The sequence below is a fragment of the Bartonella raoultii genome (genome assembly GCF_019659805.1).
Taxonomy (GTDB): Bacteria; Pseudomonadota; Alphaproteobacteria; order Rhizobiales; family Rhizobiaceae; genus Bartonella; species Bartonella raoultii.
In genome coordinates this window covers 223,652-238,358 of the sequence record NZ_JAIFRO010000002.1, presented here as the reverse complement: position 1 = coordinate 238,358, position 14,707 = coordinate 223,652, and the positions used below count along the sequence as shown (strand labels likewise).

General features: G+C 36.1%; 9 protein-coding genes and 1 pseudogene. 4 read left to right on the top strand and 6 right to left on the bottom strand.

Annotation, left to right across the window (positions count from 1 at the left end; all coding sequences use genetic code 11):
• Window positions 1–290: 290 nt before the first annotated feature.
• The 3 genes from guaB to K3248_RS02270 all read right to left on the bottom strand — a co-directional run bounded on the left by guaB (window position 291) and on the right by K3248_RS02270 (window position 5,229).
• Window positions 291–1,790, bottom strand: coding sequence for an IMP dehydrogenase (gene guaB / locus K3248_RS02280; protein ID WP_220716741.1), 1,500 nt, complete (start codon window positions 1,788–1,790; stop codon window positions 291–293).
• Between the two features lie 147 nt (window positions 1,791–1,937).
• The gene (locus tag K3248_RS02275; RefSeq protein ID WP_220716740.1) at window positions 1,938–3,509 is read right to left on the bottom strand and encodes a phospholipase D family protein; all 1,572 of its coding nucleotides are present in this window, start codon (window positions 3,507–3,509) and stop codon (window positions 1,938–1,940) included.
• A 334-nt stretch (window positions 3,510–3,843) separates the two neighbouring features.
• A complete protein-coding gene (locus tag K3248_RS02270; protein WP_220716739.1) occupies window positions 3,844–5,229 on the bottom strand; it encodes a sigma-54-dependent transcriptional regulator in 1,386 nt (461 codons plus the stop codon).
• A 254-nt stretch (window positions 5,230–5,483) separates the two neighbouring features.
• Between K3248_RS02270 and omp10 the strand changes: the two genes are divergently transcribed.
• A complete protein-coding gene (gene omp10, locus K3248_RS02265; protein WP_220716738.1) occupies window positions 5,484–5,843 on the top strand; it encodes an outer membrane lipoprotein Omp10 in 360 nt (119 codons plus the stop codon).
• A gap of 247 nt (window positions 5,844–6,090) precedes the next feature.
• Here the strand turns inward: omp10 and K3248_RS02260 are convergent, their stop codons facing one another.
• A complete protein-coding gene (locus K3248_RS02260; protein WP_220716737.1) occupies window positions 6,091–7,086 on the bottom strand; it encodes a KpsF/GutQ family sugar-phosphate isomerase in 996 nt (331 codons plus the stop codon).
• A 40-nt stretch (window positions 7,087–7,126) separates the two neighbouring features.
• A pseudogene (locus tag K3248_RS02255) lies at window positions 7,127–8,028 on the bottom strand (UTP--glucose-1-phosphate uridylyltransferase).
• Between the two features lie 187 nt (window positions 8,029–8,215).
• Between K3248_RS02255 and K3248_RS02250 the strand changes: the two are divergent.
• The gene (locus K3248_RS02250) at window positions 8,216–9,472 is read left to right on the top strand and encodes a lytic murein transglycosylase (RefSeq protein ID WP_220716736.1); all 1,257 of its coding nucleotides are present in this window, start codon (window positions 8,216–8,218) and stop codon (window positions 9,470–9,472) included.
• Between the two features lie 15 nt (window positions 9,473–9,487).
• Window positions 9,488–10,555: an SGNH/GDSL hydrolase family protein gene (locus K3248_RS02245; protein ID WP_220716735.1), complete on the top strand. Its 1,068-nt coding sequence runs from the start codon at window positions 9,488–9,490 to the stop codon at window positions 10,553–10,555.
• A 148-nt stretch (window positions 10,556–10,703) separates the two neighbouring features.
• On the opposite strand, the gene K3248_RS02240 is transcribed toward K3248_RS02245, so the two are convergent.
• Window positions 10,704–12,728 (bottom strand): M3 family metallopeptidase, encoded by a 2,025-nt coding sequence (locus tag K3248_RS02240; RefSeq protein ID WP_220716734.1) that lies wholly within the window; start codon window positions 12,726–12,728, stop codon window positions 10,704–10,706.
• Window positions 12,729–13,082: 354 nt separating this feature from the next.
• Here K3248_RS02240 and mgtE point away from each other — a divergent pair, with 354 nt between their 5' ends.
• The gene (mgtE, locus tag K3248_RS02235) at window positions 13,083–14,465 is read left to right on the top strand and encodes a magnesium transporter (protein ID WP_220716733.1); all 1,383 of its coding nucleotides are present in this window, start codon (window positions 13,083–13,085) and stop codon (window positions 14,463–14,465) included.
• The last annotated feature ends 242 nt before the right edge of the window (window positions 14,466–14,707 follow it).

Genomic DNA, 14,707 nt, shown 5'->3' with positions numbered 1-14,707 from the left:
GGCTTCATCTAAAAGTCGCCACAATACAGGTCCCTCAAACCCTGGAAAGAAATCCATCCAAAGTGATCAGGCTAATACTCGCCAACGTGCGTCCAAAACAGAACGGAAAACGACAAAAAGTTAATTCCTTGCATCTTATATAAGCCTCTGGAAAGAATTGGAATATCAGCCTCTAATTCTTTCCTCCTTTAAGATTTGTGGATCAAATCACACAGAAAGATATAAAAATCCCTCTATATTTTCTCAAGAAAAATACACCCTTTTGATCTGAAAATCTAAGCTCTTATCCATTAAATAGGACCCCGATAATTCGGACTCTCCCGTGTGATAGAAACATCATGTGTATGGCTTTCCTGAAGCCCAGCATTCGTGATACGAACAAAGGTTGCTTTTTCACGAAACTCTGCCAAATCTTTTGCTCCAACATACCCCATTGAAGCACGTAACCCGCCCGCAAGTTGATGTAAAACCGACGCTATAGGCCCTTTATAAGCAACTTGCCCTTCAACACCTTCAGGTACTAACTTAAGCTCATCACGAACTTCATCTTGAAAATAACGGTCTGCTGACCCCCTTGCCATAGCAGCAACTGATCCCATACCGCGATAAGCTTTAAAAGATCGTCCTTGATACAAATAAACTTCACCAGGGCTTTCATCTGTACCTGCTAAAAGAGAACCTATCATAGCAGCACAAGCCCCCCCTGCTAAAGCTTTAGCAAAATCACCCGAAGCTTTGATCCCACCATCAGCAATAACAGGAATACCCGCTTTTTCAGCAACTTCTGCTGCATTCATAATAGCTGCGAGTTGAGGAACACCAACGCCGGCAACAATTCGCGTTGTACAAATAGAACCAGGACCAATACCAACCTTTATTGCATCTGCACCACTATCAATCAATGCTTTTGTTGCTTGGGACGTTGCTACATTACCTGCAATAACAACGGATGAGACTCTCATTTTTTTAATCCTCTCAACGGTTTCTAACACACGTTGAGAATGCCCATGTGCTGTATCAATTACCAAAACATCAACACCAGCATCAATGAGTCGTTCCGCCCGCTCAATTCCATCATTTCCCACACTACTAGCCGCTCCAACACGTAAGCGCCCTTGAGAATCTTTAGCAGCATTTGGATTTAATTGCGCTTTTTCAATATCTTTAACCGTTACCAAACCAACACAGCGATTGTGTTCATCTATAACCAATAACTTTTCAATACGATGATGATGTAAAAGATACTTTGCTTCATTCAATTGAACATTTTCACGCACTGTGATTAAATTTTCATGCGTCATTAATTCATAAATTTTTTGTTTTGGATCTGATGCAAAACGTACATCCCTATTTGTTAAAATACCAACAAGCCGTCCCGCAGTCTCACCTCTCTCACTGTTTTCAACAACAGGGATTCCTGAAATACTATGAGAATGCATCAAAGCTTTCGCTTCTTCAAGTGTTGCATTTGGCCCAATTGTTACAGGATTAACAACCATACCAGATTCAAATTTCTTTACCTGGCGGACTTCTTCAGCTTGCTCTGCAGGAGACATATTACGATGAATAACACCAAGTCCACCAGCTTGGGCCATAGCAATTGCTAACCGTGATTCCGTTACAGTATCCATCGCAGCAGAAAGCAATGGTAAATTAAGTTTGATATCAGCAGCAATACGCGTTCTCAAATCTACCTGGCTTGGCATAACAAGAGAATAGCCAGGTTGTAAAAGCACATCATCAAAAGTCAGTGCTAATGCACCTGTCCCCGTTTCAACAATCTTTGCCATCGCCAAATTCCTTTATAATAAAACGCCGCACGGAGCTTAAATACAACTGCGGTTATCATACGTTGTGGATTGGCAATGAATTATGCCATGCTACAAATAAAATGAAAAGAAAAATTAAATAATTCCTTAATAAAATATTTATAAAATCTATAATTGTGATTCAATAGGTAACCAACTTATTATTTTTGCAAATGCACGACGCCAAAAGTTGCTTTCTGGTTCATAATCAAGGCTATACTCTTTTTCGTTCTCAATAAAATCCCAATAAATACGATTATTTTTACCAAGACGGAGATGATAACTCATTTCACCTGTTGTTTCTTCAGAAAAGAGCAAATCTAAACGCGCTGTAATAGGTGCACATTCAAAAAGAATGCCCATTTCTGTATTCAGTGCAGCTGATCTTGGATCAAAGTTTAAAGAACCAATAAAAGCAGTCTTACGATCAACTAAAAAAGCTTTGGCATGTAAACTTGCCTTACTTGAACGAAACAGTCGTAACCCATAAGTGTTTCCGCCCGGTTTTAACTCATAAAGTTTAACACCACTTTTTAACAACGCTTTACGATATGGTACATAACCGCCATGTACAAGTGCTACATCAGTAGCTGCTAAGGAGTTTGTAAGAATTTTGACATCCACACCTTTTGCAACCAAACTGCTAAAATTCTGCGTTCCTCCTTTACCAGGTACAAAATAAGGTGATGTAATCTGAACCGTCTTTTGGGCATTTCCAATCACCTGTGAGAGCACCTTCATCAGCCAATTTCCTGCTTTTTTGCGTAATGCTTTTTCCGGAGGATCAGAAAGAACAACCACTTTATCTGCTAAAAATAATCGCTTTCCTGTTTGAATAAAACAGTCAAAATTAATATGTTCCTTGATATAATCTAAATAAACTTTTGCAACCTTGGAATCACGAAAATTTCGTAATTTATCCTTCCAATAGCCAAGGTCACTTGCACTTTTAGGAACAACTAAAGTATGAATCGGTAAAACGACAGAACTATTCCAAAAATCATCAAAAATGGTTTCTACTTTTTTAACCGAAGGACCAATTAACATCAAATCCAAATCTCTAAAATGTGATTCTTCACCAGCATCAAAATAAGAATCTGCAAGGTTTCGTCCCCCTACAAAAGCGACTCGGCCATCTACAATAAAAGCCTTATTATGCATTCTCCGTGTTACAGTAATTGCCCGCAAAAAAATTTCTAAACCACGACGCAATCCTCCTTTTCGTGAACGTCCTGGATTAAACATCCTCACCTCGATGTTAGGATGCTTATCTAGCGCAATATATGCTGGATCACGTGCTTGCGCATTAATATCGTCTAAAAGAAGGCGTACTCGAACACCACGATCAGCAGCCTCTACGATTTCACTTAATAATAAACGTCCCGTTAAATCATCATCCCAAATATAATACATGAGGTCAAGACTACGCCCTGCCTGTGCTGCTCCTATCGCACGAACACAAAAAGCATCCAAATTGCTAATAATCAGAGAAAGAGCATCTTTATCAACTCCTAACCCATCTGATTTTTTTGCTAATTGGCTTACTATACGATCAAGTTTAGTCTCATCATTTTTTATAGCTAATGCATAAGAACACTCCCCTCGTGCATTTTTAACAAAACGTCCATATGTATAAATAGCTAACATAGACGCAACCAAAAAAAATATGATAAAACCGATAACAATTTGTAACAGAGTCAAAGAGGATCAACTTTCCATTTTTTAATTACTGCACACCATAAATACAAACGACGATATAAAAATCAATAATTCTCATTATAATTGCGCACTAAGCAGAACTCCACCCCTTGTTTTAGGAAATATAGGTCTCGCCTTAATGATTCTAGAATTGTATTTAGTACAAAAAAGAAAAAATATTTTTATCGAATAAAATTTTTGCTTAATAAAGCTTTAAAATACATCTTTAATCTTTAGACTCTAATAATAAATAATATTTTTTAAAAATCAAAACTTCTCCATCACTTTCAGCAAAAAGCTACAGCTTTTTGAAAAATCATATCTCTTATTATGGATTTTACATTCGTTCTCGGTTTTTTATCGCTCTTAATTCTTCTATTTTACGATAAAGCGTGGAGCGTCCTATGCGAAGGCGGCGTGCAATCTCACTCATATGTCCCTTATAATGTTTAACCGCTTTTTCAATAATATCATGTTCCATCTCTGCAAAAGTACGAACATGCCCATCCGCATCCAAAAATTGTATAGTTTCTTGTTCATAATCTTCTTGTACGTTGCTCTCAATAATATTGGGAACACTCACGAATGAATTTCCCATTAATTGAGGAAAATCTCGAACAGTTAACAGAGGCCCCTCACTCAGTAAAACCGCACGAAATAGAAAATTCTCAAGCTCATCGCGATTACCTGGCCAATCATACTGCATAAGCAATGAAAGTGCTGATCCGGCTAAACCATGCACATGTGAACGCCCTGTTTCTGTAATAATGCGGTCAATTAAATGCTGTGTAAGTTCTGGAAAATCATCTCTCAATTCTCGCAAAGCAGGAACACTGATAGATAATTGAGAAAGTTCTTCAAATAAACTGTGTGAAAAACAATCTTCTTTAACCAAACCTGAAAGACGCGATGATGAAATAGCTATAATACGAAAGGCAGGAGGAGTATCTTTGATTGTCTTTTCCCTCTCTTTAAGATATTGGGAAAAACGTTTTTGCTGTATTGGCTCAAGTCGATCAACATCACAAAGGCAAAGTGTTCCCTTTTCAAGAGAAGAAACCAAAGGTAAAAACTCTTTAAACCACTGACGATTTTCTTCTTCTGGATCAATGATAGCTGAACATTGAAAGCGAACAAAAGCACCCTCAGATAACAAACCTTCATGATGAATAATGCGTGCTAATGTTTCACGACCAGTTCCAACTTCACCTTCTATCAAAAGATTATCTAAAGAAGCCGCTGCTTTTTTCGATTTTTCTAAAACAACCTGCATTACCCTACTTTTTACGCAAAGATCAGAAAACCGCAAATGATTCTCATTTCTTCTCCGCATATAGCGAACCTCACGTTCTAGTGCTGAAATAAGAGCAAGCGTATCCAAAGTAACTCTTAACCGCAATAACGTAACCGGATGAATCCAATAATCAACAGCACCAGCTGTTAAAGCTTTCTGGAGTAATTCTTGATTTTCTTGTTGTGCTATCACAACAATAGGAATAGAGACACCAGCAACTCTGATCATTTTAATCAAATCACCTACACTCAAATCGCTCATAACGACATCAAGAAGTGCAAGAACAATATTTTTACGTCTATGTAAAAGATCAATCGTACGAAGGCCATTTTCTGCTTCAATGACACGGTAACCAAAACCTCGGAGCATAGCAGAAAGCTCTATACGCCTCCCATAATCTTCACTCGCAACAAGAATGGGACCAACCATAACTTTAATAATTTCCTTTGAAACGACTAAGCGACTTAATGTAATAATTATTGTAAACCATAAGAAATATATTACCTCTTGTGTTTCACCTAACGAACTTCATAAAGCCGCTAATAAAATACAACATTAAGGCATTTTTTTCCATTTTTTTGCTTTTTCATTGATTTTTATCAAATTTTTTATATTGACTCATGAATAATTTAACAAAATTATAGAAGTTTGAAGAGAAGAGTAATAAAAATAGAGTAAAACACATGAAAAGCATCTACCATATTTTATGTCTTACAATCACCGCTTTCATATTAGCTTCCTGTGGTGTCTCACAATATTATACCCCCGATATACCAGATGGAATTGAAGGTCAGTGGGTTGATGAAAACGGTATTATTTCTTCTTTCCGAAATGGTGTTTTTGAAACGCATGCAGCAGATACAAAAGAAAAATTATCCGAAGGAACATATAATTATGTCAGTGCTCAACATATAGAAATGGAAATACGTTCTATTCTTCGTGGAACAATATCTCAAGTCAGTTGTACGATGTCACATAATGCAACACAACTTCTATGTACATCATACACAGGATCACAGTTTTTTCTTAAACGAAAATTTTAAATCAAATAAAATTATAGCTGTTCTTAAAAAAATTTACATATGTGCGTAACAGGAGGCGATGCTTTCTCCTCCTAATACAGTTTTTCTCTCAAACAGATAAAGACACACAGAGAGTTATCTATAAAGGAAATGTACAAAACAACCATCTTTTCAAGAAATATTAAGAAGGTTACAATGTGCAAAAACTTTATGAGAAGAAGACTCTTTTGCTTTAAATCATAATTTAATCTGAAATAAGCATATCAACTTAAGCAGCGCCTATGCGCAAAAGATCGTGGAAATGAATAATTCCTACTGGTTTTTTATCTTCAACCACAAAAAAAGCCCCAATGTGATGCTTATTAATAAAAGCTATGGCAGCACCAACAAGTGTATCGGGCTCCATAATTTTGGAATCTTTCGTCATAACCTTATCAACACTGAATGTTGATAGATTAAGATGCATATTGCGCGCAAGATCACCATCAGTCACAATTCCAATTAATTCGCCTTTTTTATTTACAACACCAACACAACCAAAATGTTTTTCAACCAAAACATTCATCGCTTCCGTCATAGATGTACCCTGTACAACCAAGGGAAGGCTTGTCCCTTTATGCATAATATCACGCACATATTGAAGACTTGCACCAAGAGAACCACTAGGATGATAAATTTTAAAATCCGTTGCTGTAAAACCACGCATTTCTAAGAGAGCAACAGCCAATGCATCACCTATTGCTAACTGCATAACTGTAGAAGTTGTAGGTGCAAGTCCATGAGGACAAGCTTCCTCCACCTTTGGCAACAAGAGTATAATATCAGCTTGTCGACCTAATACGGAGTTTTCACCGGATGTTATTGCAATAAGTGGCGTGCGAAAACGCGCGGCATACTTTATAATGCCACTTAATTCAAGAGTTTCACCAGACCAAGACAAAGCAAGAAGAACATCATCAGATCCAATCATACCAAGATCCCCATGATTGGCTTCTGCAGCATGTACAAAAAAAGCAGGCGTCCCTGTTGAAGCTAAAGTTGCAGCAATTTTTGTACCTATATGGCCACTTTTTCCAAGACCGGTAATCACTACATGACCATTGGCATTTTTAATAGTTTGAACAGCGGCTTGAAAAGAAGAAGAGAGACTTCCTTGAAGAGCTTCTTCTAGAGCTTTAAGCCCCTGTTTTTCACTCGCAATTGTTTTAAGCGCTGACGTAACAGCATTTTGCAAAATTGGCATATGAGGAGATTGTATTGTCATAATGAAAATTCAATAAACGATCTTAAATGGGAAATCTATATTACTTTTCAACTTTAATAGTTTTTAGTAAATTTTTTAATGAAGCCAAAACTTGGCTATGCATATCAGCACGCGCTAGAGAAAATGCAACTTTTGCTTCAATAAAACTAGCTTTAAAACCACAATCAAAAGTGAGTCCCTCTAACTGGAAACCAAAAAATCTTGTTCATTTAAAAGTCGCATCATCGCATCTATTAACTGAAGTTCATTTTTTGCTCTTCGTTTCTAACTAGAAAGAATATTTAAAATTTCTGGTTACAAAATATAACGCCCATTAATATATAAATTTGATGATGCTGTTCCTTTTGTCGACTTTTCTACCATTTGTTCAATTTCAAAGCCGTTTGTAAGCTGTTTTCCTTTCTCAACAATAGCATATTTATGCGCTTCTTTAGGATCACACTCCTAATATTTCCCCCACCCGTTTTCTCATAAAGAGCAATCATTTCAGAAAGAAACCCCTTTTTAGCTTGTATAAGCATATCCGGTAATAATAAAGCAAAAAGCTCCTCTCCCACTCATTCACGTGCACACCAAAGAGCATGCCCTAATCCCAAAGATGTTGTTGCCGTATAAAGAAACTGTCGCTGGTGCCGGTTGTAAATCATGTAAATGCTCAAGTTCTTCTTTCTTGCCATGTCTAGCAAGTGTTGCATATAATTTAACTTGTCCATCAAAGTAATCTTCAATAACTGCTTTATTGCGCCCAGTAACAAAAATAAAATGCTCAATACCAGTCTCACATGCCTCATCTTCAACATATTGAATAACGGACTTATCAACAACTGTCAGCATTTCTTCAGGAATTGTTTTTGTTGCAGGAAGAAAACGCGTACCAAACCCAGCGACAGGAGATACTGTTTTCCAGATTTTACGTACTTTTACCCTCTCAACCCATAGTATAACTTTCTATCATATGTTTTTACCAAATAGTAAAAAAAAGATCTTATTATTTTAATGAGCGTTATAATGAACAGAAAAAGAATTCATTTTAATCTGTTTTACCTCTTAATAATTTAGTTGATTAAACTAAATACAAAGTCAAAACCATCATACATTGAAAGACTTAAGTATTGATAGGAGTATTAAAATGCAAAAAATAGAGTCTCAATCTTTCTCTTTTTCAGAGAAATTGGTAAAGCAGAAAGCTCTTATCACGAATTTAGTCATTTTTTGTTCTATTTTTTTTACATTTTTTGCATCTTTTTCATATGCTGATAGCGGTTTTAAACACTGGATTAAAGAATTCAAAAAAATAGCACTCACTCATGATATTTTACCCTCTACCTTTGATACAGCTTTTAAAAACGTTAATACAATTGATCCAGAAGTTTTAAAAAGAGCCGCATATCAGCCAGAATTTGTTGCTCCTTCATGGCGTTATTTTGATAACCGTGTTCATAATATTGCTATTGTAGAAGGACGACGCCAAGCTAAAAAGTGGCAAAAATGGCTTCTTCAAATTGAAAAGCATTTTGGCGTTGATCACAATATTCTTCTCGCTATTTGGTCCATGGAAAGCAATTATGGAAAAATTTTAGCTAATAAAAATGTGATGCGTGATACCATTCGCTCCCTTGCAACACTAGCCTATGCAGATAAAAAACGTGCAAACTATGCACGCACACAATTGATTGCTGCTATGAAAATTCTTCAAAATGGTGAAATTAAGCGCTCTCAACTTATTGGCTCTTGGGCAGGTGCATTAGGACATACGCAATTTATTCCAACCAGCTATCTTTCCTATGCTATCGATATAGATGGAGATGGACGGCGTGATATTTGGAGTTCTGTTCCAGATGCTTTAGCCACTGCTGCAAATCTTCTCCATATGAATGGTTGGAAATCTCACCTCTCTTGGGGAATAGAAGTTAAATTACCGCATGGAAAAAATTTGCCTAAAGGGTGGCATTCCTTTGAACAATGGAAAAAATTAGGTGTAAAATGCGCTAATGGACATCCTTTATCTACATCACCAGAACAAGCAATCTTGAAATATCCGGATGGAACAAAAGGTCCAATCTTCTTAGTAACAAAAAATTTCTTCGTTCTTAAACGTTATAATAATGCAGATCGTTATGCTTTCGCTGTTGCCCTTCTTGCAAACCGCATTGCTGGATATCCCAAATTGGTTCAAGATTGGCAAAGACCATTTCAATCTCTTACTTTCCAAGAATGTAAAGAACTCCAATCTCGCTTAGCTAAACTTGGTTATTATAAAGGAGAAATTGATGGTAAAATTGGGACCGCCTCTCGAAAAGCGATTCAAGCTTTCCAGCGGCAACATCACTTAAAAGCCAATGGATATCCAACTCCTGCAATTCTCTCTTTTCTACGAAAACAGTAATCTGGAGTAAAAAGTTTGTCTTACTTCCGTCCATTCTACTTGATTATTTTGCTTTTCTCTATCTTTACCCTTATGCTTATACAGCAGACTCCAAGCAAAGCTAATAACTTTTTTAAATGGTTACTAAACCATAAACAACAAGAATACCAACAACAGAAAATAAAAATTATAGAACAAAAAGGAAACAAACCAATAAAAAAAACTGTCATACAAAAGTTTAAACAAAAACGAAAAGAAGAAAATACAAAACGCATTCTCATCATTGGAGATTTTGTAGCTTCTGCTATTGCAGATGCCCTCAAGACGCTTTTTGCAGATAATAACGATATTATCATTATTAATAAAACAATACCTAATTCTGGCTTAGTTAGAACAGACTATTATTCTTGGAAAAACAATATTTTTAGGCTCATTGATAAAAACAATCCTCACGTTATCGTCATAATGATCGGCGCAAATGATAATCAACCCATTACAACACCTCACGGCATATTCAGCACGATTCAACCAGAATGGATGACTCTCTATAAACAAAGAATTACTGAAATTGCTGAAAGCCTTCATAGCTCTGGAAAGCCATGGTTTTGGATAGGGCAACCTATCTTTCAAAACAGCGATTTAACGCAAAAAATAAAAATCTTTAACACGCTTTATAAAAATATAACAGAAGCAACAGGAGGATATTTTATTGATCTTTGGAATGGCTTTATTGATGAAAAAGGGCAATTTTCTTTTTCAGGTTATAATAAAGATGGAAATATCGTTAGATTACGCACAAATGATGGTATTAATTTTACCTCTGAAGGAAAGAAAAAACTTGCCTCTTATTTAGAAAAAAAATTAGAAAATATTTTAGGTTCTCAAATACTCCCTCATGATAGTGTATTCTTTGCCAATTTCGACATTTCAAAACCTCTGCAAGAAATACAACATATCGTGCGCCAAGCTCCCATGAGTCTTGATGCCATGGCACAACAAAATACTAACTTATTAAACAGCGTAGAGCAAAAATTCATAAAAAAATCTTGGCACTTCCCAAATGGTCATCAAAAAGACCGCGCTGATAATTTTTTTCTCCCATAATATTTTATTAGAAGATTACAGTTTAATCATCTCTACAAATTAAAACCGATATCATAAAAAAATTTACAGTCTTAATATTTTGCATTTACTATACATTTAAAAAGTTATTATAAAGCAGTATATTGTATAAAATATACTGCTCTATTTTTTAAAGCCCACGTTTTTTAATCATTGCTTCTGGTGAAGGCATCCGTCCCCGAAAAGCTTTATAAAGCTCTTCTGGATCACGACTTCCTCCAGTAGAATAAATAAAATGCTTTAAACGATCAGCAAGCTCTGAATTAAAAAAGTTACCTGTTTCTTCAAAAGCTTGAAAAGCATCAGCATCAAGTACTTCCGACCACATATAAGAATAGTAACCAGCAGCATAACCATCACTTGAAAATATATGTGTAAAATGTGGAGGACGATGGCGCATAATAATTGTCTCAGGCATTTGCAATTTTTCTAATTCTTGGCTCTCAAACATTATGGGATCAGTAATCCTGTCTCCTCGATGAAAAGCCATATCCATCAAAGCTGATGAAAGAAATTCAACTGCAGAAAAACCAGCATTAAATGTCTGTGCTGACAAAACCTTATCTATCAACTCCTGTGGCATAGAAAGCCCTGTTTTTACATGTAAAGCATAAGACTTTAAGATCTCTGGTACAGTTAACCAATGCTCATAAAGTTGAGAAGGAAGTTCAACAAAATCACGCGAAACTGATGTTCCCGATACAGACGGCCATGTAACATCAGAAAGCAACCCATGCAATGCATGTCCGAATTCGTGAAAAAGTGTACGCGCATCGTCAAGTGATAAAAGCGCAACCTCCCCTTTCGTAGGTTTAGCAAAATTACAAATATTATAAATGATAGGCTTTTGCCCACCCTCTAATTTATGCTGCGATTGCAATCTACTCATCCATGCACCAGACCGTTTTGAAGAACGTGCAAAATAATCTCCTATAAAATGCCCAAGCAAGCTTCCATTAGATTTTTTTACTTCCCATAAACGTGCATCAGAATGCCAAAGTGCGACAGTGTTTTTCTCTTCAAACGTAATCCCAAAGAGTTTTTCTGCTACTCCAAAAGCTGCTTCAATCATGCGATCAAGTTGGAAATAATTTTTAATTTCGGATTCGTCGAAAGAAAATGTTTTCACGCGAAGTTGTTCAGCATAATAACGCCAATCCCAAGCGGATAAAGATTCATTACTGCCCTGATTTCTTGCAAAGTTTTGTAATTCAGCCTGTTCTTTGGCAGCCTTAGTTTTTGCTCTCTCCCATATAGGAGTAAGCAAACCCATCACCGCATCAACATTTTTGGCCATAGTATTATCTAATTTTAAATCTGCAAAAGACTTATATCCTAGTAAATTAGCCTGTTCATCTCGAAGTGTAACAATCTCTAAAATAATCGCCTGATTATCATTCTCATTCTTATTTTCACCACGTTTAGACCAAGCTTGAAATACACTTTCACGTAAATCACGACGATGAGAGAATTTCAAAAAAGGTTCAACAATTGAGCGTGCCAATGTTAATGCATAAGCCCCCTCATGTCCTCTTTCACGCGCAATTTCTTTCATAGAAGCAATAAGATCATCTGGTAAACCAAACAAATCTGTTTGCTCTAAAAATAACACCCATTCCGCTTCATCTTTTAAAACATGCTGACCAAAAGTAGCATTTAAAAAAGCAAGTTTTTCATTAATTTCAACGAGTCGCTTTTTCTTTTTTTCATCAAGCTTTGCACCATGATAAACAAATTTCTTCCACCATAATTCAAGTACACGCGTTGTTTCACTGTCAAATATGCCTTGTTGAGACTGTTTATACAATGTATCTATTTTTGAAAATATTCTTTCATCCATCATAATCTTCGAAGAATAACGAGAAAGCTTTACAACAAATTCTTGTTCCAACTGCTGGATAAGAGCGTTACTATGCGCCCCTGCGCGCAAGAAAAATATCGAACATACACGATCAAGCGCTTTGCCAAAAAGCTCAAAAGGTTGTAAAAAATTCTCAAGTGTTGGTGGCTCTTGTACTATTGCAATCGTCTCTATTTCTTCTTCTGCTTCTTTAAGCGCCTGTTCAAAAGCGGGTTTAAAGTCTTCATCTCTTATTGAAGAAAAATCAGGAAGCTCTGAAAATCCTTTCCAATCCAACACTGCTGCTTTTGTCATAATACTTTTTATCTCCATTATAAATTTCAGGTATAAGGATTACCTTTACGCCCCAGATTGGGAACATATTAAAACTATTTCCTATACTTTCAAAGAAGCTTTCAGATCTCTATCTTAAAATTATAAATAAAAAATATTGTTCTCATTAAGAACTAAACAAAAATAAGAATCCCTACTTGTCTGATCCAGAAAATTGTTTATAATTTCTGATTTATCCTTGACTTTATTTTAAATATTAACAATTGGAAGAGTGCAATTGGGGAGTCTTTTGTCTTAAATCTTCCGACTTTTGTTTTATCCTACTTCATTATCTGAATTTATCATTTTCTCTAACCTTTCAGAAGGTACTTTATTATGACCGACATTAAAACGACCTTCGATTTTAAAAACTCTTCTCCTGAAGCTCTCGCCAAAGAATTAAAAAATCATCACTTTGCTGACTCAATTGATATCATCAATGAACTTGATATCACGGAGCGCGTTGCTATTCTTAGCCTTTTACCTCTCGATTATGTTATTGAACTTTTTGATAAACCAGAACTTGAAGAACCAGCAGCTATTCTTGAACTCCTCCCTGTAAATCGCTCTGTTGAAGTTCTCGACGGTATGTCTGCTGATGCCGCTACAGACGTCTTTCAAGAAATGAATAAAGAAACCCGTAGGCGACTTTATGCATTGCTTAAACCCTTAACACGCGCTGAAATCAAAAAACTTACGAGTTATCCTGATCATACAGCCGGTGCATTGATGACAACAGAATTTATAGCTGTTCCTGCAAACTGGACCGTAAAAAAAACACTAGATTATATTCGTGATGTCGAACGAACACGCGAAACAGTTTATACAAGCTATGTTATTGATCCCAAAACAGGAACTCTCCTTAAGGCAGTTTCACTGCGTAACCTTATTCTTGCATCACCTGACGATCAAATTTTAAATATCTCTACCTCGACACATGACACGCCCATTACAATATCTCCCTTTACACACCACGAAGATATCGCGCGTCTTTTTCAGCGTCATGACCTTCTTTCTGTACCAGTTATTGATGATAGTAATCATGTCATTGGTATTGTGACCGTTGATGACGTACTGGATACAATGGTTGATGAAATGAGTGAAGATGCATATAAATTTGGGGGTATGGAAGCTCTTGATAAGCCCTATATGCAGATCAATTTTCTAGGCATGATGAAAAAACGTGGTGGTTGGCTTGCATTACTGTTTCTTGGTGAAATGCTAACGGCAAGTGCTATGCAACATTTTGAAACAGAGCTTGAAAAAGTCATTACTCTTACACTTTTTATTCCTCTTATCATGAGCTCAGGAGGAAATTCTGGTTCACAAGCAACATCCCTTATTATCCGTGCATTAGCATTACGTGAACTCACACTGAAAGACTGGTGGAAAATTATCCTTCGTGAAATTCCAGCAGGAATATCTCTCGGTCTTTTACTTGGAACTATAGGAATTATGCGTATTGTTATTTGGCAAAAAACCGGCATCTATAACTATGGTGAACACTGGATCTATATTGCCGTAACAGTAGGTGTCGCTTTAGTTGGAATTGTCACATTTGGCTCTTTATCTGGCTCCATGCTTCCTTTTGTTCTTAAACGTTTTGGATTTGATCCAGCAAGTGCTTCAGCACCCCTTGTTGCAACTTTGGTGGATGTTATGGGCATTGTAATCTATTTCTCTGTTGCTTCCTTCATTTTATCAGGCACTCTACTCTAATATGGCAAGCACAAAAATCATTTTCTGCAACTTAAGATCTTTTATAATTTAATGGTAGAGAGAAAATTGCATGATATGTTTTTTAGCACTAACCTCATATAAATATACTAACATTTAATTGTTTTTTAAAAACCCTATTACAATAATTTAAAAGTATATAAAAAATCTTTTGTCAAACAGCTTATCATAAAAATATTGCCTCCTCTTTCAAAATTATAAAAAAACATGTAAAAGATCTTTTA